Raw genomic sequence first — 21,007 nt, 5'->3', positions numbered from 1 at the left:
AAAGGTCGCTCCAAAGAGCGACCCTGTTTGTTTAGATTCAATTATTTTACGGTCGAGAGAAGAAACTTCTCCAACATACTAGTATCGGTGATGCTATGGTTACAAGCTGTGTTATCCATGCATACGTACTGGGCCACGGAAGAAATGTTGTCCGGCGTATAACTCTTGGTCTTCACGTTGAAGAATCCGAGCTCCTGATGGCGATGACAGAACATGCAATACCCTTTCTTGTTCGTGGCTGTAAGCCGCCCCTCAATTCCGAGGAATCTGCCTTCGTGCGGATACACGATGAACAAGCGATCGGTAGCAATGTCGGTCCATCTCAGATAAGTTGTACGTGCGTAATCGATGGATTCCAGATCCGGCACTTTGAGCTTCTTTACCTTGGGAAACAGCTTCTGAATCTGCTTCGCGGATACTTGCGGAAATGGAATCAGATATGCTTCCAGCTGGTTCAGATAGGTCTGCAACTCATTTGTCTTCTCATACGTGGATAACTGCTCCAGCAGTTGCTTTTGTTCCGGCGTCAGATCATTGAAGATGCCAACGGCATTCGTGCTGACGGTATAACGGACCGTATCCAACACTTTGGGGTCCACGACCGAGCGCAGCGTTTTGAGCAGGAAATCAGCTTGTTTTTGAATATAATTAAATTGATGATTATAAATAAATGGTGTTTGCATGGCTTTCAGCCCCTTATTTTTATTAGGAAAATAAAGTAAGGTGCAAAGCCTGCGGGTTGAACCATTATGTTGATTCCAGGGCATACGATCTCATTTTGTCGCGCCCTACACAAAGTCCGCCCCTATTCAGGCTTTGCGTAAGGCTTTCTAGCGAACGAGCAATCCGGCATCATCCATATTGCCACGTCATAACCCCCAATACGATAGATATACCGGAATTATAACAGGATTGGGAGTGTATGGGCAACGGGCTTCGTTCCGATCTCCACTTTTCAGAAATATAGCCTACAAATTATACTTTATCTTTACATACCTCATATTCAATAATCCCATATCGACTGATGTCTCTAAGTATCCAACGATCTGGTTAAACGTAAAAACATTAAGATTTTCATCCAATATTGCGTTATCATATTCCATATCACCCAATACATATGGAACGAATTTTTCAACATCTTTTGATTTAACCTCATCTAATTCAGGCAATGTAGAAATGTAATTCAGCGACCTTCTTAATTCATCTGTGTATCCATAATGCTTTAATAACTTCACATTCAATATTCTGAAATCATTATGATACAGTTTATATAATCCAGCGTCTGCATCCATTCTGTTTTTTAACCAAGGCAGATTAAAACCTTTCAACCAAATATCATCAGCAATCAAATGTGTAAAATAACCAAGTACATATAAGTCTTCTGCTTGCGATCTATATTTATGTATAAAGCCTTTGTAGTCAACGTTTCTTGAAAAGTCTTGTACTTCACCAGCAAAGAAATGTGACGAATCTTTTGATGAAACAGCATCCGGAGCGATACTTCCAAGTAAAAAAGGCGTCTTATCTTTGATTGATAGGCTATCAGCAATTCTATTTGCAATTATCAGATGCATTATTCTTGAACCCATATACCCTCCTACCCTTCAACGAATATTTGAGATCGAGCCTGGATGTTTCCAGTTTAACGAAATCGTTTCAAAACCTGTTGTTCTGCATAAAAGTCATGGCAAGTTAATCTTCGCAGTTATTCGAACCATGTTCTTGCTGTTATTGGATTCCCAATGAACCTCCTTACCATATGCTTCACTAATTGCTCTTAACGGCAAATAAACTCTTCCATCTACCATTAATACTTTACTCTTTAGTTCAATTTGCTTGTCGAACTCGGTAAAAGAGCTTTCCCCCACCTTAAAAGTTAACCTTGGTTTTGGATAATCATCTTTGTCGACATATGCAAATATTACACTTTTGGCTTCGTTATCCCACCATATCCCTTTACCAGGCACATCGAAATCTAGTACATTCGTAATATAGGCTGGCGAAACGAGTATGTGGCCGTCAGAGATGATATAATCATTTGCCTCTACTAATTGAAATGTTTCCAAGTTAACCATAACTTCAATTGATTTCTTGGGAGCTTCAGCGCCTGCTTGAGTCTTTAGTTCTTTTTCATTAAGTAATATATTGATCTTTTTCGGTGCGCTTGTGGCTGTAAAAGTCATGAATACGCTCAAAAACGTCAAAGCAAGGGTAACAACCATAATCTTCTTCACTTTGTCCACATCCTCCTATTGGTAAATGACTCATGCTCTTAATCAACTCTCATAGTACCATTTTATTCAATTAAAGGTAATATACTTCTATTCCATAACAAAAAAGAAGCCACCTCCCTGGCCTTCCCCAGTTCAGTGACTCCTTTTTCACAACCCTATTCTAACCCCTACATTCAACTACTCCTTAACAGCACCAACCACGATCCCGGTTACAAAATACCGTTGCAGGAACGGATATACAAGCAGGATCGGCAGTGCGCTAATAAAGATCTGCGAAGCCCGAATGGTCCGTTGGGACAGGTTCTTCACCGCTTCTGGATCAAGCTTCGACATGTCGGCCTGCACGATGATCGTCTGCATGAAAGTCGCAAGTGGCAGCTTTTCCGCATCACGGATGTAGATAATCCCATCAAAGTATGCGTTCCAATGCCCAACCATCATGAAGAGTGAAACCGTTGCAATAACAGGTACGGAGACCGGCAGATAGATTTTGATAAACGTCTGGAAATGTCCTGCGCCATCGATAAATGCAGCTTCCTCCAGATCCTTTGGAACGGTACGGAAGAAATTCAGCAACAGAATGATGTTGAACACCGCAACCAATCCTGGCAAGATCAAAGCCAGCAATGTGTTCATCAGTCCCAGCTTCAGAATCAGGATATACCCCGGAATGAGGCCACCGCTGAACAACATCGTGATGACAAAATACCACAGATAGATGTTACGTGCACGGAACACCCGCGTCTCCTTGGAGAGCGCATAGGCTGCAATCGTATTAACGATTAACGCAAGTCCTGTACCCAGTACCGTCCGCTCCACGGATACCCATAAGGAGGAGAGGAAGTTGGTATTGGCAAATGTTTTCGCATACGCCTCCAGTGTAAATCCAATCGGCCAGAACGTGACGAGACCAGCATTCGCAGGTGCAGATGCGCTAAGAGATACCATGAGCAAGTGATACAAAGGCAGCAAGCAGAGCAGTGAAAGAATGGTCAGAAATACATTGTTGAATATGCTAAATATGCGGTAAGGCATCGTTTTATGATACATTTGTTCGTCCTCCTCTCTAGAAAATTCGGTATCCGGCGAATCGGTAAGCCAGTCGGTACGAGATCACAATCAGGATCAGGCTGATGACCGATTTGAACAGATTCACAGCGGTAGCGAAACTGAACTGTCCACTAAGCAGACCTTCTCTATACACAAACGTATCGATAATATCTCCTTGTTGGTAAATCAACGGACTATATAAGTTAAAGATCTGGTCAAAGTTGGCGTTAAGCACATTCCCCAGTGCCAAGGTTGCAATGACGATCCCAATCGGAATAAGAGCCGGGATGGTAATATACATCGTTTGCTTCCAGCGTCCTGCGCCGTCCACCTCAGCCGCTTCATAAAGTGCCGGGTTAATGCCGGACAATGCCGCAAGGAAGATGATCGTGTTGAATCCAAACTCTTTCCAGACATCACTCGCAATAATCGTGAATCGGAACCAGCTGCCATCCCCCAGGAAGAAGATCGGCTTGATACCGAATACCGAGACCAGGAACTGATTGACAATACCCGTCTGGGCCAGAATATCGATCAGGATACCGGATAACGTTACCCATGACAGAAAGTGTGGTAGATACACGAGCGTTTGAATCGTTCTTTTCAGCGCCATCTTCCGTACCTCATTAAGTAATAAGGCGAATACAAACGGAATAATCAGGTTCATGACAATCTTAGAACAGGCAAAGAACAACGTGTTCCACGTAATTTGCAGGAAATAATCATTTTCCCACATGTACCTGAAGTGCTTCAGTCCTACCCATTCGGAATTGAAAAATCCCAGTGCAGGTTTATAATCCTGAAATGCCATCAAAATCCCGGACATCGGAATGTATGAAAATATAAAGACCATAATGGCCGCCGGCAACACCATGAAGTGCAGAATCCATGGCTGTTTGTAGCGTTTTTTTCTCTTTTTTTCCAGCTTGTTCCCAACGTTTGCCTGCGGGACCCGCTTACCCTCCAATTTAGCCTCCATAGCACTGCTCCTGTTCCCAAAAAAAGTTTTTGTGTGTGATGGGGTTCTCTGATATAAATAGTATCAAGCCATACTGAGGTCTGCTATATAACATTGTTAGGCTTGATAGTGTTTTGTTAGGGCCATCCTAGAAGAAGTTGTTTACACACGAATTAGAAGGAGACTTTTCATGTATATATGGAAGCGCTTAATGCCTTTTCAAAATAAAACCACATCCCGATTCAGTCTATTCGCCAAAATAAATCTGTTAATTGTGGTCTTGTTCATCCCCATTCTGATCATGTACACCTACTCCAACAACGTCACTTATGATGTCGTCAGCAAAGAATTGCAAATCTCCAACACGAAGCAGCTCACGTTCTTGTCCAGTCAGATCGACTCCCGTATCAATCAGATGATGGATTTCAGCCTGATTCTCTCCCGTGATCCGAATGTCAGAGCCTTCAACGGCCTGAACATGTGGGATGATCGATATGACCGGATGCAGACCCGTTATGTAATTCAGGAGAAAATGACGCTTCAGACGAGCGTTACCGATATATGGCCTACCCGATATGCGGTGTATTCACAGCAGAATGAGGATGTCATCGCCAACTACAACCGAACTACAGGATATGATGAGGCGTATTTGAAAAAAAATATGAGCGGACAATGGACCTATGGGGACCAAAGTGCGGAATCACAAGATGAGATGAAATCCTTCTATTGGTTCTTTACGGACTCCCTTGCCCAACCAGGAATGCTCACTGGAAGCAATCTGGTGATTGAAGCGAGCTTCAGCTATGAGAACATTCAGAATATGTTGGATACGTATAAAGCAGGCGGACAAGGCGATCCTTTCTTATATCACAAAGGAAATTCACCCATTCTGAATCGCAGCGCAGACAAGCAGTTATCCGCAGAACTCATTCAGTACTTGGATACGAATTCTCCCGAAGATACCACACAGGACGTGGTCGATCTGAACGGAAAGAAATATCTGGTTAGCTCCGTGAAGTCCACCTATCTGGATTGGCATCTGGTTGATGTGATCCCGCTGTATCAGATTTTGAAACCTATCTCGCTTAGTCAAAATCTGTTCTACACCAGTATGATCTTGCTGCTGGTGGTGGGCATTTCGGCTTCCATCCTGCTGTACCGGAATGTGCAATATCCGATCAAACAGCTGATCAAAGGCTTACGCCGCGTGGAGCAAGGCGATTATTCTGTCCGATTGCATAGCAAAAACCAGAATGAGTTCTCATTCCTGTTCCGCCGATTCAACGATATGTCCCATCAGATTCAAGATCTGATCGAAAATGTATTCCATGAGAAAATTAGAGCCAGGGAAGCTACGCTGAAGCAATTACAGGCGCAGATCAATCCGCATTTCCTATATAATTGTCTTGGTTATATCATCAACATGGCCCAAATGAAGGACGAGCAAGCCGTCGTCTCCATGGCGCATAACCTAAGTGCGTATTATCGCTACACCACCCGTATGGAACGGGAGACGTCGTCGCTACAAGAAGAGATCAAGCTGCTGATCAACTATCTGGATATCCAGAAGCTGCGCAATGGTCGCATTGAGTATCACATCGATATCCCTGAAGATATGCTTGCCCAGTCGGTGCCACGATTAATGCTTCAACCGATGGTCGAGAATTCCGTGATACACGGCGTGGCGAAGTCCTATTCATCCGGGGAAATCCGAATTACCGGGGAGCGCTTGAATGGTTTTGGCAGAATATACATCGACGACGATGGTCCAGGCCTAAGCCCGGAACAGTACGAAGCGCTAAACTTGAAGATGCAGGAACCTTTACAAGAAGAAATGGGCTGCGGCCTTTGGAATACGCACCAACGAATCACGCACCTGTTCGGCAGTCATTCCTACCTCCTATTCGGCCCATCGCCACTAGGCGGATTCCGAACCGAAATCATCTGGGAGTTACCGAAAGAGGACACCGATTCCGATAAAGGTAATACCGATACGAATTGATATTGTTACTAACGATAAGTTGACATTTGATTTTGAACGAACCATTTACACGTGAACGCAGAGGACAGAAAAAACCTGAAGAAACGAAGTGTTCGCCTTTCAAGCACCATTTTAACCTTATAATCATCTAAGTCAGAAAATGGGGCTTGAACAGCGATCGGAAGGTTGTTCTGTCATCGGAGTGGCAAGTGTAAATATGCCTTAGTTCAACCACCAAGGGAGACATTATAATGCAAATGATGATCGTTGACGACGAAGCACACTGGGTCGATAACCTGTCCATGACCAAGCCATGGCACACGCTGGGGATCGAACATGTGCATAAAGCATACTCGGCACACGAAGCACTACAAATGATCGACACCCACCCCATCGATATCGTGATCTCGGACATTCAGATGCCCGAAATGACAGGCATTGAACTGATCGAACGCATCCGCATCCGGGACAAAAAGATAAAATGTATTCTGTTATCCGGGTATTCCGAATTTGATTACGCCAAAAAAGCCATCCAGTTCGAAGCCGTAGACTATTTGCTGAAGCCCCCCACTGACGATGAATTAATGGGTGCTGTTCAGAAGGCCATCGATCAATTGAATAACGAATGGGAACTTGTCAGTTCACTGACACGAACGCAGTTTACCTTGCGAGAGAATCTCCCCCATTTGCGGGGACGATTGCTCCTAGGAGCTTTACAGGGACAACGAATCGCCGCTGCGGAATGGGATCGGAAGCTCGCTAATTACGTTCTGCCCTTTCATACCGGGGATGCTGCTTTAATGCTGGTACGGCTGGAAGAAGAATTCGGACACTATGACAGCAATGATCAGACCCTGATCGAATATGCAATCATCAACATGGCGGAAGAGATTATGGGTGAGTTTATGGAAGTGTGGGGCGTCAAGGAGGAGCACGGATATCTGGTGTTTTTACTTCAGTTGAAAGAACGGAAAAGCGATATTGGTAAAGAAACCATTCTGGAGAAGCTGTCCATTCAGCTTCAATCCAAAGTAAAACAATTTCTGAAAGGCTCCCTCTCCATCGTTATCACCGAGTGGTTCACCTTTCCGGATCAGCTTTACGATCGTTTCCGTCAGGCTTCAGCCTATTTCCGGCAGATCGTCGGAGACGAACGCGAATTTGTCATGCGTGTCAGCGATGTCGAGACACCTGCGGCGCAAGGCCCCTTGGATGTCCTTTACACCCCGCCCACCTTTATTAGTTTGCTAGAGAGCGGACAGTGGGATGCCGCGGAAGAGAAAATCCTCGCGGTCTGCGCGGAGTTGGATGAAAAATGGTCCGAATCCTGGGAGCACTGCATGGAGGCAGGTTTTCTTATCACGGCTTCGTTCACCAACATCGCCCATCGGAACAAGCTAACTCTGACCACTTTAATGGGCAATGATGTCGAGGATTTGCAAAGTGGGGAAGTTTTCGCTACCATCAGTAAATTGCGGAAATGGTCGCTCAGTGTGCTGGGCAAACTCAAGGAAGGCACGTCCAACGAGATCAAGGACATCCGTTCCGAGTATGTGAAGAAGATTCAAGATTTTACGGATAAGAACCTACATCTGGATGTGTCTTTGCGTGTGCTTGCTGACCATGTCAATCTGCACCCGACCCATTTGTCCAAAATCTATAAGATCGAAACAGGCGAAGGCATCAGTGATTATATCTCGCGCCTGCGCATGGATCGGGCCTGTCACAAGCTGGTCACGACCACCAAAAAAGTGTATGAAATCAGCATGGAGATTGGTTATATGGACCCGGCTTATTTTATCAAAGTGTTCAAACGCCAATTTGGCGTTACACCGCAAGAATACAGAGACCAGCATAAATAACATGACTGAAAACCGACCTTTTTGAACATTCACTAATAGAGTCCTATCAAAACTAAAAAACTCATATAGATGCACTCCCGCACAAATTGGTACAGTTACATTGTAAAGATCATACACCGTAGGGGGATTGAACAATGATCAAATTCAAAACATGGTGGTCACTGCTCATGGTTATCGCGCTCATCACGATCACTGCGTGCGGCAGTGGCGAGACAGCCAGTGACAATGGTACCAATAATACGCCGGGAACTGTCGGCTCAGCTGAAGCAGAAGCTGCTTTTGCTAAAGGAAAATATGATCCACCCATCGAGTTCAGTTCGGTATTAATGCCTAAGAAATACGTGCAAGGAGATACCAAAGAAAATAACGTGCACGATCGCTGGATGCTCGAAACGCTGGGTATGAAGCATAAAGATACTTGGTATCCGGCCAATGACGATCAATACAGACAAAAGCTGCAACTGGCTATCGCCTCTGGCGAAAAGCTGCCTGATTTTGTATCCGTACCCACCAATGCGGTACTAACCAATCAGCTGATCGACTCCGGTCAATTCATCGCCATCGATGAGTTGTTCGACAAGTACGCGAGTCAGACTCTGAAAGATCACGCAGCAGCACATCCTGAACTGTGGTATCCGTTCACCAAGGACGGCAAGAAATACAACATGCCGATCATGGAGTACACCGATAACGATGATACACTGCTCTGGCTCCGCGAGGACTGGATGGAGAAGCTGAACCTGGAAGCTCCGAAAACCATTGCAGACCTTGAGAACATCATGGACAAATTCAAGAACGAGAACCCGGACGGTCTGTCTCCAGACAAAGTATTCCCGCTGGCGATCTCGCTGAAAAATAACACCAACACCTGGATGGGTCAGCTCGACTGGTTGTTCGGTGCATACGGCACAATCGAGGAGCAATGGAACAAAGACGCAAACGGCAACCTCGAGTACGGCTCCGTTAACCCGGGTGCCAAACAAGCCCTTGCCAAGCTGGCTGAATGGATGGATAAAGGTTATATCCACGCTGACTCCGCTCTGTGGGACGAAGGCAAATCCGCTGAAAGCTGGACAGCTGGCAAAGCAGGCATTCTGCCTGGCGCAAACTGGGTACCGGACTGGCCTGCACCTGACCTGCTGAAGAACGTACCTGGCTCAAAGTATAAAGCTTACCCTGTTCCAGCTGGCCCAGACGGCAAGATCGGTACGAAGTGGCAGAACTCTGGTGTCAACGCAAGTATCATGATTAACAAGGATGCGAAGCATCCAGAAGCCATCTTCCTGTACTACAACTACCTGCTGGATAACCTTGCGAACCCGAAAGCGGGCAGTGAGTATGAATACGGCTTCGCCAAAGGTTACGACTGGGATATCATTGACGGACAACCGACCAGTGACAAAGAGAAGATCAAAGACTTCTCCAACGAATTCCCTTTCCTGACCGGCCCAGCACGTATCCCGGATCTGTACATGAAAACACTCGTGAAGCTGGCCAACGGCGAGAAGCCTGAAACACCTTACGAGAAACAAATGGCCGAATTCCGCAAACCGGAAAACTGGTATGCAGGTAAAGTCGTTATGTCCCAGATCGACATTCGTAAACAAAACTACTTTACTGGCGCAGCCACACCAACCATGGTATCCAAATGGAACCTGCTCCGCCAGTCCGAGATGGAAACCTTCAACAAAATCATCTACGGCAAACTGCCTATTGATGCCTTTGACCAATTCGTCGCTAACTGGAAATCCAATGGCGGAGATCAGATCACGCAAGAAGTGAATGATTGGTTTAAATCGGTAAGTGCGAAGTAAGAATTGGATTTTGGGAAAAGTAGAGCGTTAAAAAACCAGCCGAAGCGATAGATATAAGCTTCGGCTGGTTTTATTTAGGTAGAGAATAAGGTCGCTCCCCCTGACTTATGGGTTCGCGTTAATGGTTTGATCAGTCTTTGTATTGGTCTCCTCCGACATCAACTGACCCAGCAAGGAAACAGTGAACTGAATGCCGTCCCTCAGTCCTTGCATGTACAACCGCTCATTCTCTATGCCTTTGCTGACAATATAACGATTCTCCCATTCAGCATATTCAGGTGTCTGTTCGACATCCTCTCCTTCAAACAAAGCTTCAAATGCTTCGTCTGTTTCCTCACGTACACGACTCAGTTTAGGATCATGCTCGATTTGGGCAGTCACCTCATCTAGCCTCACCTGAATCGCTTGTTCCAACCACGGTGGAAAGTCCATAGCTTCTCCTCCCCTACACGTTATGTACCCCACTCATCATCTTATCACTGGGCCATGTCTCGCCTTCATTTCACTCACTTGGGCTACCAGTTCATCCACTCTTCGGCTCTGTTCCTGAACCTCAGGGTTGTCCCACAACGGAATCGCTTGCTTCAAGGATGCCTCTCCAAGCTGATTAAGCTTGCGCCGTTCCTTTTCCAATAAGTCAAGCAACCGGCTCATACATCCACCTCTCTGATGGGTCTAAACTGATCATGTTCTGTTAATGTTAGATGTGATCTTAATTTACGATAAATTTATCTTTCTTAATAATGTGTACCTTCTCACTTCTTCTTAAATTATACGAGAAAATATGTTCCTATTAATGCGTAAATCGCATTAAAAAGAATAAACTACCTAAAAATATTTCAATTCAAAAGTTATAGGCCTTATCAAACGTCCGTTCGATCTATGATAGATGAGGTACTAAAATTATCGTGGAAATTTGCGAGCGACCGTAAAGTAGAAGATAAATCTTCAGTGCAAAACTAAGTAATACAACCAATAAATTTCAAAAAAAAGGGACAAGTCAGTGTCCCCTGCCTTGTCCCTTTCATATGAACGATTATTTTTCCTCACTATAATGCAATAATTCTTGTTCTTGAAACAGCTTAACGCTCGATTTCAAAGAATGAATTATATACCACTTTGAACCTTGCTAATTTGTTTTTTTAAGTACGTAGTTGTATTAAGAGATTCAACATCAAGTTTTCTTAACCATTCTAGACAGATTTCTGCTGTATAATTTTCTAAGTATCCAAGTTTATTAGATAATACTAAAGCAGCCTCCCTAGGTAGGCCAATTGCCATAAACTCAAGAGCAGGTACCGTGCTCGCTCCATATTCTAAATATGCAGGTAGATTTATAAGTTTATCAGCCTCATCATTCTTATTTATTGAAAGTAAATACTCTCTTAAAACTTCAGTGTATACCTGAGTGTATTTCACAATTTTATATCTTATTGTATTATTCAAAAATTCAACTTGTGATTTAACTAAACTGGTCAATTGCTTATCTTTCTTTGACAATGAGTTAGAGTCATAGAAGATAATAGTGGAGAGTGGATCACCTAGCATCCATTTAAAAGCATTAATTGATATTTTCTTTATAAAGGCCTCATTCCATCCGTTATTTTCAAAATATTCCCCACAAATACGAACAATCTCTTTGAATCGAGTATAAGTTTCTCCATATGTGCGTAGAGGATACAATGGAAATAACTCTTCAATAGAATTAGTTGACTGAAAATAATTCCACAATTTATTAATTCTCTCTGGCATTATACCTGGGATTTTTTGAATTAATCCCACAGGTGGTAGGAAACTATTCAACATAGATTCAGCAATTTTATCAATCTCTAATAAAGTATTTACGTTAGTTTCATCTTCATATATTGATCCTGCTAACTTTTTCCCTCTTACTCTATCATTCAATATAACAGAGATCATTTGCTCATTATAATCATCTAATTTTGATGCAGAAGTACTATTTAATAAATATTCTTTAAAATCATTACTCTCTGTTTTCAATTTCTTCTCGGTTGAAGGAACGATTTTCTGTGTTCTATCTCCTTCTATAGGATTACTTTTCCACTTACTCATTTCAATACAAATAATATTTCCAGAGAAATCATTTCCCATTCTTCCTGCTCTACCAGCTAGATTCCAGAAATTCAACTTATCAATGGGTTCGTTATTTCCTTTTTCAGGCTTATAAGTGAAAATATTTTTTGCAGGCATATTCATTCCTTCGAGTAAAGTAGATGTACAACTTACAATTTTCAGATCCCCCGATTTAAATAAATCTTCAATACCCGATCTAATTATTGGAGGTAATGAGCCGAAGTGGAATGCTAGACCTCTGCGCACAAAATCGGCTAATTCATAGTCTTTTGAGATATATTCTTCAATGAAATCTGCAAATTCATCTAATTTTTCATTATTTAATTTATCAAACCCTCTTTTATTAGCAAGAACTCGTGTTATATCTGTAGACCTCATTGGCTCATTTGCATAAACAATAGAAGTCTGATTGTTCCATAGAGCTGAAGTAATGTCAGCAAGCAATTTATATTCAGCACTTCCATCTCTCGAAAAATCAATTCGACCTACTTCCCGCTCATCTTCATCTTCTTCGAAAAAAGTGTTTACTATTAATTTCCCTCTAGTTAAGTTTACTTTTATTAGGTTCTGTCTTACAAGAGGAAACATTTCATTTTCTTTAATACCATCTTCTATTTCAAAAGTCTCCAACAATTTTTCGGGATTCTCAACCAAAGGACTAGAAAATAGAACTTTTGCTGAAGGCCATATTGTTTGTGCAAATTTAATAGCATTCTCCAGTAAAACCCCTCTACCTCCACTTTGTATATTATGTGCTTCATCAACAACAATTATTGATGTTCTCAGTTTCTTTGAAGATTCTAAATCAGCACATAAGTGATATAGCCTTTCTTGTGTTAACACGAGGATATTTGAACGTTCATTGTTCTTTATTAAAACTTCTGTTTCAGATGAGCAGCTTACATTTAAGTTTCTGAGCCCTAAATCCTGAATATATTCTAAAAAATCATTCATAACTTGTCTTAAGGCTCTTGTAGGTACTATATATATTGCGGTAGTGCCTGGTTTTTTGATGATTTTGTCCAATAGAATTTTCAAAAAAATAAAAGACTTACCTGCAGAGGTTGGTGCAGATACACTAATTCCGTTCCCTTTATCAACTAAATCAGTTATTTTTTTTTGGAAATTAGTTAGTAAGTATTCTTTTTCAAAAAAAACCTTAGTATTTGTACTTTCTAATACAAAAGCCTCAAGGGTAGATAAACCGCTTAATAAACTTTTATAATCTGATATTTCTTTTCTTTTTTGCAGCAGTGAAATTGCAGGGTAATTGCCCAGTTTTCTTAATATCAAAAAAGAACTTAAGCTGACTCCCTTAGAATGATTAATTAAAGGTAAAGTCGTAGCAATTTGTAATGCTTTTTTCCTATTCTCAACATATGAAGAAGAAGCTAATATATTTGCAACCTCTAATAATACTTTGATTTCACTCAAGGTAACCTCTTCAGTTTTTGGTATTGATTGTTGAAAAAACTCACTATGCACTTCAATAATTTTGATTTTTTTGAGAAGTTCGTTAATCATCTCTTTAGATTGTACTCTAGTAATTATAGTTTCCATATCCGTCCCCCTTCACACCATATAACAAGAACACTAGTTCCTATTAAATTATACCAAACACTTGTTCTCAAATAAAGAGGAGTCTCACAAACACTAATCGAATTCTTTTAGTACTAATTTCTCAAAATCATCTATATCGTTAAAAGGAAGTATAAACCAGTTAATTTTACTGATATTTTCGTTAAATGGGTTCTGTAATTCATCAATAATAAAATCATTGTTACTCTTGAATTCCTTTGGAAAATATTGTTTAACAATATTTTCAATCCTTTTTTGATGATTTGCGCTCTCAAAACTTTTTAATTGAAGCGAATTATATCCAGTGAAAATAGTTAATTCTATGGTCACATCATCCCATTCTCTGGTTTCGTTATTTATAAATTTGTCTATTAATGATTTGAAATGTCCTGACCTTCAATCCTTATACATCTCTTCATCAGAGGTAAAGATATCTTCTTTAAAATCCCCAAAATCCTCTAACTGCTTAATTGACACTTTAACGCATTCTTTAAAATCATTTGCAAGTTTTCCTTCACCTAAATAAAATAATAATTTACTGTTACGCATACCAATATGCACTTCACCAAAATCTTCACTGCTACTACTTAAACTAATTCTCTTGAAGAACTTCGGGGTTTCTAATACTCCCTCCAAAATCATCCATAAAATAATTGATCCAAGTTTACCTTTTTTATAGATTTCTTGAACAGCAATTTTAGTTTTCCTATAAATTTCATTTAACTTTGTTGGTTCTATAGTCAGTTCCTTAATCTCACTCAATTCACAAACATATTGGTTTAGTGCCTCTGCTAAGTATTTAGCTAGTTCACTAATTTTACTTTCTCCCTGCTCACTATATTTCAAATAATAAGAATCAATACTTAAACTGGAATTCTGATTTAATAAAGGAGTTTCAATTCTCTGAAATAGATTATTGCAATTTAATTTTTGTTTTTTCATTCGTCCGTTGATCAAATAGTGATTACTAATATAAGATGAATTTATTTGGGTCTTATTTTTAACTAGAAAAGATTCTGCTTTACTAAAGCTGACAGCCTTTAGCTGCGATTTGATTACACTATTTTCTTCCCGTGTAATGAATCCAGTAATTTTACCGTTAACAATTAAAGGCGAACCCGATAGTCCACCTAACGAATAAGGCCAATCTTCTTTGATGAGTTCACTATGAAGGTGGATATCATATAATGTTTTCCCTTCAAAATTATCAATATAATGGATATCTCCATTGATATAGCAATGTCCTGTACCTTCCTCGGCCTCATTCCAGTCCTCTGGATAACCAACTGTTTCCCAATTATCGCCTTGAGCAACCAAATCATTACACACTTCGATCCAATCTTGTATGTGAGACACAGGATTATGCAATTTTAGCAAAGCAATATCCAAATTATCATCAAAGTCTACAATTTTAGCGTGTGTACTCCTAGATGTCCTAAACTCATCGTAGAAGAATAATATAATGTCTTCTCCACTAGAAAGATTCTTTTCCACACAGTGTTTAGCTGTTATGGCATGATCTTCATCAATGAAAAAAGCAGTGCCTTTAACCCCACAGGATACAATAGATGTTATGTTATAAATCTTCTTGACGGTATTTATAAGAACTCCCTCCTTTTGATATCAAATTTCAACCGTAGTTATATCGTTTAATTTTCTTCCAGATAAGTCGTTTGAATATTCAATGTCATAATTATATTTTGTTTTTAATTCTTCATTGTTTATCATTTTTATGATATGCAAGGGTTTATAATTAAAAATCAAAGTCTTCTTTCTCTCCGTATTAGTTGTAATTATTCTAAAGATAGTCTCAATATCAGGATGTATGAATCCCTTTCCTCTTCCATTAGTAGAAAAAATATATCTTTCTGTATCAATAATTTCTAGTAGTTCTTTGCTAGTATTATGTTTACTTCCATGATGCGAAATTTTAACTGCATCAAAATAAATTCTCGTGTTCCCCTCTTTTTTAGCTAGTTTTTTTAAGCTCTCAATTAGTATGTCTGTATGGGCATCTGCCAAAAATAAAATTCTCTTTTTCTTAAACTCTAAAATAAATGCAATAGAGCTTCCATTTACAGGTGCACTGTCAGCTTCAAATTCCTCATTCATTAACCCCGTAATATTGTTCTCGGTTGCAATCTTATATAATTTTCTGGTTTTTGTTTTCTCCTCCTTCATGTTCGCCATAAATACTTCATAGGCATCGTCCATCCATTCATCATTTATTATTACTCCTTCATATCCTTCCGAGATTAGCTTTTCTCTCCACAGATCATGCAGCAAGCGAAGCTTACTCAGATTAGGCGATAGAATTGTAACATTTACATCTTCACTCAGTTTAATTTGTCTTAATTGGAGAATCCCGTCATTATCTTGCATTTCCTCTGTAATTACGGCTTCATGATTAAAGTGAGAATTCCAACAATCCATATAATCATAGAAGAACAGTAAAGATGCTATAGTTGAACCTTGCAAGGTGCTAATATTCAATTTCTCTACAGCCCCTCGCTCTCTAGGCCGGTTTTTTTTCATCCTTTCTAAAATTTCCTTATTCTTTTCAATATTGACTAATTCATACGCTGCATCATGTGAAAAACTAGCTTTTCTTTTATCAAATTGTAAGTGTCTATAACTGTTGTACCAAATGTTGTTGACTTTTATAATAGAAGGCTTTTTTGAATTTCCATTCTCAGCAAAGAATCTTATTGCCCCACTAATATGATCATCATCAACATGAGTGAGGACTAATAAAGCCAAACTCTCATTATTATTATTTATCTCTACTAATTTATCTTTAATGCTATTTGAGTACGTTGACATAAATCCCATATCTATAAGAACATAAGTATTTTCGTTGCCTACACATGTCACTAAGAAGCTATCACCATAAGATGCAGGAAACATTTCAATTCTTATCAAACTTCTCACCCACCTCATTCGATATTTCTTTTGACTAATCCCTTAAATCTACACTTATGTTAATATCAATTTTTTCTGTCAAGATCTAATAAAAGGCTCCTCTATAATAGACCTGCTACACAAATGTGTAAGGTAGTTGATACTTAGTGGGTTTTGTAAGATAAATTAAGAAAGGTCACATATCTGTTGTAATACTCCATTCTTTAATCACCATACATTTACATAATTATGTACACCACCATATTTTTCTACAAGTTTATTATAAAATCTTGTACACGATCTATGCATTTACCGCTTAATACTGTGTTTTTCTAAACTACATACATAATAACCCATATTGTGGTATATGCGAAAGGAATTTATATGACTCAGGAACCAAGTTTAGTTCTTAATTCCTAAACAGACTTGAAATATATTAACACTATGCCGCCACCTTGTAGCACCGTACTCCTGGGTAACCTTATTATGCTCTAAATTAAACTGGCTCGTGAACTCTCATACAGCCCGATGATGTAGGGGGCGATGGTTTCAATAGTGTCTATCGCAAAATCTCCTTTGTTTGGATTAAATACGCGGTGTGCCTACACTATAAAAGCAAAAAAGAAAGACCTTCATATAGGAAATCTAATTTCCTACTATGCTATTGAAAACTTAGACTTTTTACAGTTTCTTTAGAATGTTTTTTTTGAGAGACAAAAAATAGGATGATCTTGATCCCTCCTTTAATATGCCGAGGCACAAGTTGCCAAAAGACGGACGTACTAACACAAAGACAGCAGTCCTCGATAAGGAACTGCTGCCTTTACTCCTTCTAATTGATCCCACTTAATATATCAATGATGTAGTCATCCGCTAGCCTTTGTAATGTTTGAAATATCTACATTCAGCGTTTACCGTTCTAAACATACAAATTCCATCCCACTATAAAAGCAGCCAAGATAGCAGCCGAGATGCCAGACATAATGTACATCACCTTTTGCTTTTTGCTGTAACTGCTCTCCCGCAGTTTGAACATAAGCAAGCCAAGATACGCGACTGCTAGAGCCACATAAAGTAGGTTAAACATTAAATTAATTCTTATCGAAGAATGAGCGGGATAATTTGGAAGTCTTGTGTGTATGATTAAAAGGTTAAGAGGAAGTACCGCACCTGCAACATTAATTGCAAGATGATATTTATTAAAATCTATCCGAGGATTTCCTCGTTTATTTAGTTTGTAAAGTAGCATCCGGATACAATAGACGAGCAAAGCAGTCACACTGAAAAGGATGGCTAGTATGACAGGAATAAAAGATATTACAATTAAGTTCACCTTCCATTTCGATACAGGCAAGTAATCCATGTAAGGAGTGAAGGAAATTTTCTCAACAACGCCATTATGCTCGACCACATTATAAAGACTACTTAACTCAGCTTTTGAAAATTTTGTTATATCAAGTTGCCTGAATAAATCGGTAAATCTAGAGGCAGGCCGTCGTGCGGATTGAAAAAATCCTCCCCCCTCCGAAGTAACTCTATTAGAATTGACGTTATCACCGAAAATTTCTTTAATAAGTCCATAATAATAAATTTCCTCAAAAGACTGGTTTGTCATGACGACCATCCCAAATTTAGATGCGGGATCAAAGACAACTTTACTTGAGAACCCTTTCAGATTCCCCTCATGCATCAGTGTAGGCACCCAGTATTCCATCTCAACGAACCCATGCGCAAATCGCGGAGTAGAAGTACCTTCATAATATAGACTTGTTGACAACATTTCGTTTAACGTATCCCTGTTCTTAAATAATACATTGCTATCATCTACTGGCATCAGTGCTGCAAGGAATTTGCCTAAATCTTCTGCTGTCCCAATCGCTGCCCCTGTAGGATAAAACGTTACGTATACTCTGTTCTCAGGGATCAGTTTCAAATCTTTTGTATACCCTTCAATCTCATTTCTTCTTTGTGCTAGGTCTGGATGATCTTGCCCCGTTGGATGAATTGAAGTGTCGTTCATATGAAGCGGTTCGAAGATATGTTGGTTGACATACTCATAAAAAGGTTGGCCACTTATCTCTTCCACGATGTAACCGGCTAGACCAACGCCATAGTTCGAATAACCGACTATACTATTTGGTTTAAATATCTGTTTCGGCTCATTTTTACGCAACGTTCCTCCCAATTCTAACGTTTCATTCTTGGAGTAATAAAATACCTCAGCCGCTGTTTGATCTTCCCAACCGGCATTGTGATGCATCAGGTTCATTAGCGTAATCGGATCATCATATTTCAACTTTTTGAAAAATCCCTCTGGCAGATATTCTTGGATATCCGTCTCCAAATCAAGCTTTCCTTGTTCGACAAGCTGCATCACACTCGTATAGACCAACAGTTTAGAGATGGAAGCCCATTCAAACACAGTAGAGGTATCCGCCTTTCGCTGATTCTCAATATCTGCGTAACCATATGCCTTATTCACAATGGTTTCACCGTCTTTGATAGCCACAACCGAAACGGCAGCGGTATACTTCTCATACGAGGCAACATAAGCATCAATCGTTTCCTCTAACTTGGATAAAGGAATCCTGGATGGTGTAGTCTCCACCTGTTTCTCTTCAGCGTGGGCAGGTACCGCTATTGCCATAATGATAAATATGAATGACAGAACACAAGTGATTACTTTGTTTACCGTGTGATGTCTACAATTCATCTGCATTTGCTTCTCTCCTTTTATTTTAAATGTTAATTACATTCTCTTGTTTTCACGTATGCGTTTTCAAAAGAGTCCACACGAATCTAAGTTATTTCTCCAATGCAATTACACTCCATTTAGGAGAGATGTCGGAGAAGTTCACCTTTCCAATTCACGATGTTTATTTCTTTATCTTTCAAGAGGCACCAATCAATGATTTCACCTATCAATTTTGGCGTGATGATCTCATCGCTCCATTGCGGTGTTAATACTCTTCTGTATCCTATATATTCTGTTGTCCAGCCTTCGAATTCTTCTCCAATGATGACTATATATGGGGGCTTGTTCTTAATACTGTGTTGTCCAACTTCATAAGTGACGATTAACTTTTTATCCTCAGAAACAATATGTAATTTGATTATCCCTTCATCGTCAATATCCGGATCAACATACCAATAAAATAATCGATTGGAGCGAACGATTTTACGTTTATATTTTTTTCTTACGCCCATAACGCACCCTCGTATATTTCTTTTTCTTTGATCGCAGTATTTGGTCAGTTATCCAAGACACAACTAGAGTAGCTTTGGAATCTGTTATTAAAATCACACTAAGATTAAGGAGTAGTACTTTTATAGAAATCAATTATTTTATCAAAGATCTCGCTCTCTCGTTTTTTTATGTCCGGTAATGTCTCGCTATGCTTTACAATATGATGTATATTATCTGCTACAGTCTCTGCTTTATGAATCCCTACATATCCTGGTACCAGTTCATTAAGGTAATGGAAGTATCTCATTTGAGGTTCAATCATGCGCAGATGTTTGTCAAAATTTCTTCTGGATCTTGTCTGATCCATCTCCTTTCGCTTGCGCAGCTCATCTTCTTCAGCCCAGAATAGTACATAAGCATCCGGTAATGATATTTCATTCTTCAATAACTTCTCTCTTAAAAGTTCGCTGTTTCATCTAGAGATAGGTGCTCATAACCATATATCCAGCTGTACCAAATCTTAAATACATCGCCATCCAAAATCACATACTCATGTTGTTGATTCTTCTCATATGCTATATGCCATCTATCGATTTGTCTCTCCAGCAACCACATCATAAGTTCCTTACCGTCAAGTTGAGGAGATTCAAAAAGAAGCCCTGTTTCTGGAACAATAAATGCATCATATTGTGTAGCGAACTGCTGACAAGTGGTACTTTTACCTACAGAACTAGCACCTTCGAGACAAATTATCGTCATTCAATTACCTCCAAATATTACTCACAAAATGATTAATCAACCTTCACTGGCTCTTAAGCGATCATGTTGAATTTCATTAGACTATGTACTGTAGATTTCTTTGATCTTTAGCCAAGTTTCATACCAGAATGTTTTTCGTTTAAGAGGTTTTATTACCTTAATCTCGACTTCTTTTCGTTTCAAATATACCGTTCCATCCACTTCAATGAGTCCATCGCCAAATGCAAATACCATATCCTTGCAGTCTTTGTGATACTGGTTCTCTCTTGTTTCTGACCACTCCGCTTTTTCAATAGAATGTCGTTTTCTCATTATTTAAGATCCTCCTTTAAGAAAAACACCACTATTTTCAACAAAAAGGATACCTTTCCCACATCATAAACACTTTGTTATCCGATATTGATGAGCCTTAAGGTTCGTTTATTCCTATGACTTGTTCAAATGCTATATTAAATTCTTTAACATTAATGTTTAACTTAAGACGGATTGTCAAGCCAAGTGCGACAGTTCCTGTGTGAAAGATTCGTGAGCGGTCTTCCAGCCCAGACATTTTCGGGGGCGATGGTTGATTAAATGAAGCGAACGCTCC

General features: G+C 39.8%; 19 protein-coding genes and 1 pseudogene. 3 read left to right on the top strand and 17 right to left on the bottom strand.

Features of this window, described 5'->3' with window-relative positions:
• Positions 1-41: 41 nt before the first annotated feature.
• The 5 genes from WFI24_RS09835 to WFI24_RS09815 form a co-directional block, all read right to left on the bottom strand.
• Positions 42-683: a FusB/FusC family EF-G-binding protein gene (locus WFI24_RS09835; protein WP_307414447.1), complete on the bottom strand. Its 642-nt coding sequence runs from the start codon at positions 681-683 to the stop codon at positions 42-44.
• A gap of 285 nt (positions 684-968) precedes the next feature.
• Complete coding sequence (locus WFI24_RS09830; RefSeq protein WP_307414448.1) at positions 969-1,589, bottom strand: zinc dependent phospholipase C family protein; 621 nt, start codon at positions 1,587-1,589, stop codon at positions 969-971.
• A 93-nt stretch (positions 1,590-1,682) separates the two neighbouring features.
• The gene (locus WFI24_RS09825) at positions 1,683-2,234 is read right to left on the bottom strand and encodes a copper amine oxidase N-terminal domain-containing protein (protein WP_307414449.1); all 552 of its coding nucleotides are present in this window, start codon (positions 2,232-2,234) and stop codon (positions 1,683-1,685) included.
• Positions 2,235-2,411: 177 nt separating this feature from the next.
• Positions 2,412-3,284, bottom strand: a complete 873-nt coding sequence (locus tag WFI24_RS09820) for a carbohydrate ABC transporter permease (protein WP_264930476.1) — start codon at positions 3,282-3,284, stop codon at positions 2,412-2,414.
• 16 nt (positions 3,285-3,300) lie between these two features.
• A complete protein-coding gene (locus tag WFI24_RS09815; RefSeq protein WP_179087181.1) occupies positions 3,301-4,158 on the bottom strand; it encodes an ABC transporter permease in 858 nt (285 codons plus the stop codon).
• A gap of 274 nt (positions 4,159-4,432) precedes the next feature.
• Here WFI24_RS09815 and WFI24_RS09810 point away from each other — a divergent pair, with 274 nt between their 5' ends.
• From WFI24_RS09810 to WFI24_RS09800, 3 genes are all read left to right on the top strand, one after another.
• Positions 4,433-6,244 carry a sensor histidine kinase gene (locus WFI24_RS09810; RefSeq protein WP_336760319.1) on the top strand — a complete coding sequence of 604 codons (1,812 nt, stop codon included), beginning with the start codon at positions 4,433-4,435 and terminating at the stop codon, positions 6,242-6,244.
• Positions 6,245-6,474: 230 nt separating this feature from the next.
• Entirely contained in the window at positions 6,475-8,085 is a 1,611-nt protein-coding gene (locus WFI24_RS09805; protein WP_336760317.1) for a response regulator transcription factor, read from the top strand.
• Positions 8,086-8,219: 134 nt separating this feature from the next.
• The gene (locus WFI24_RS09800) at positions 8,220-9,899 is read left to right on the top strand and encodes an ABC transporter substrate-binding protein (protein ID WP_336760315.1); all 1,680 of its coding nucleotides are present in this window, start codon (positions 8,220-8,222) and stop codon (positions 9,897-9,899) included.
• A gap of 105 nt (positions 9,900-10,004) precedes the next feature.
• Here the strand turns inward: WFI24_RS09800 and WFI24_RS09795 are convergent, their stop codons facing one another.
• From WFI24_RS09795 to WFI24_RS34500, 12 genes and pseudogenes are all read right to left on the bottom strand, one after another.
• Entirely contained in the window at positions 10,005-10,331 is a 327-nt protein-coding gene (locus WFI24_RS09795) for a hypothetical protein (RefSeq protein WP_336760312.1), read from the bottom strand.
• Between the two features lie 36 nt (positions 10,332-10,367).
• Complete coding sequence (locus WFI24_RS09790; RefSeq protein ID WP_336760311.1) at positions 10,368-10,553, bottom strand: aspartyl-phosphate phosphatase Spo0E family protein; 186 nt, start codon at positions 10,551-10,553, stop codon at positions 10,368-10,370.
• Positions 10,554-11,006: 453 nt separating this feature from the next.
• Positions 11,007-13,553, bottom strand: a complete 2,547-nt coding sequence (locus WFI24_RS09785; RefSeq protein WP_336760309.1) for a DEAD/DEAH box helicase — start codon at positions 13,551-13,553, stop codon at positions 11,007-11,009.
• Between the two features lie 93 nt (positions 13,554-13,646).
• Complete coding sequence (locus tag WFI24_RS09780) at positions 13,647-13,901, bottom strand: hypothetical protein (protein WP_336760307.1); 255 nt, start codon at positions 13,899-13,901, stop codon at positions 13,647-13,649.
• A gap of 66 nt (positions 13,902-13,967) precedes the next feature.
• Complete coding sequence (locus tag WFI24_RS09775) at positions 13,968-15,137, bottom strand: Hachiman antiphage defense system protein HamA (protein WP_336761234.1); 1,170 nt, start codon at positions 15,135-15,137, stop codon at positions 13,968-13,970.
• Between the two features lie 57 nt (positions 15,138-15,194).
• Complete coding sequence (locus tag WFI24_RS09770) at positions 15,195-16,493, bottom strand: MBL fold metallo-hydrolase (RefSeq protein ID WP_442956208.1); 1,299 nt, start codon at positions 16,491-16,493, stop codon at positions 15,195-15,197.
• A gap of 898 nt (positions 16,494-17,391) precedes the next feature.
• A complete protein-coding gene (locus WFI24_RS09765) occupies positions 17,392-19,191 on the bottom strand; it encodes a serine hydrolase domain-containing protein (RefSeq protein WP_336760303.1) in 1,800 nt (599 codons plus the stop codon).
• Between the two features lie 113 nt (positions 19,192-19,304).
• Positions 19,305-19,679, bottom strand: coding sequence for a hypothetical protein (locus WFI24_RS09760; protein ID WP_336760302.1), 375 nt, complete (start codon positions 19,677-19,679; stop codon positions 19,305-19,307).
• 104 nt (positions 19,680-19,783) lie between these two features.
• Complete coding sequence (locus tag WFI24_RS09755) at positions 19,784-20,104, bottom strand: hypothetical protein (RefSeq protein WP_336760301.1); 321 nt, start codon at positions 20,102-20,104, stop codon at positions 19,784-19,786.
• Between the two features lie 11 nt (positions 20,105-20,115).
• A complete protein-coding gene (locus tag WFI24_RS09750) occupies positions 20,116-20,418 on the bottom strand; it encodes a hypothetical protein (protein WP_336760299.1) in 303 nt (100 codons plus the stop codon).
• An 81-nt stretch (positions 20,419-20,499) separates the two neighbouring features.
• Positions 20,500-20,730 carry a hypothetical protein gene (locus WFI24_RS09745; protein WP_336760297.1) on the bottom strand — a complete coding sequence of 77 codons (231 nt, stop codon included), beginning with the start codon at positions 20,728-20,730 and terminating at the stop codon, positions 20,500-20,502.
• 177 nt (positions 20,731-20,907) lie between these two features.
• Positions 20,908-21,007, bottom strand: a pseudogene (locus tag WFI24_RS34500) (IS30 family transposase); the annotation flags it as partial.

Origin of the sequence: Paenibacillus sp. USHLN196 (genome assembly GCF_037144955.1) — a bacterium.
GTDB classification, from domain to species: domain Bacteria; phylum Bacillota; class Bacilli; order Paenibacillales; family Paenibacillaceae; genus Paenibacillus; species Paenibacillus xylanexedens_C.
This window is presented reverse-complemented; position numbering and strand designations above follow the sequence as displayed.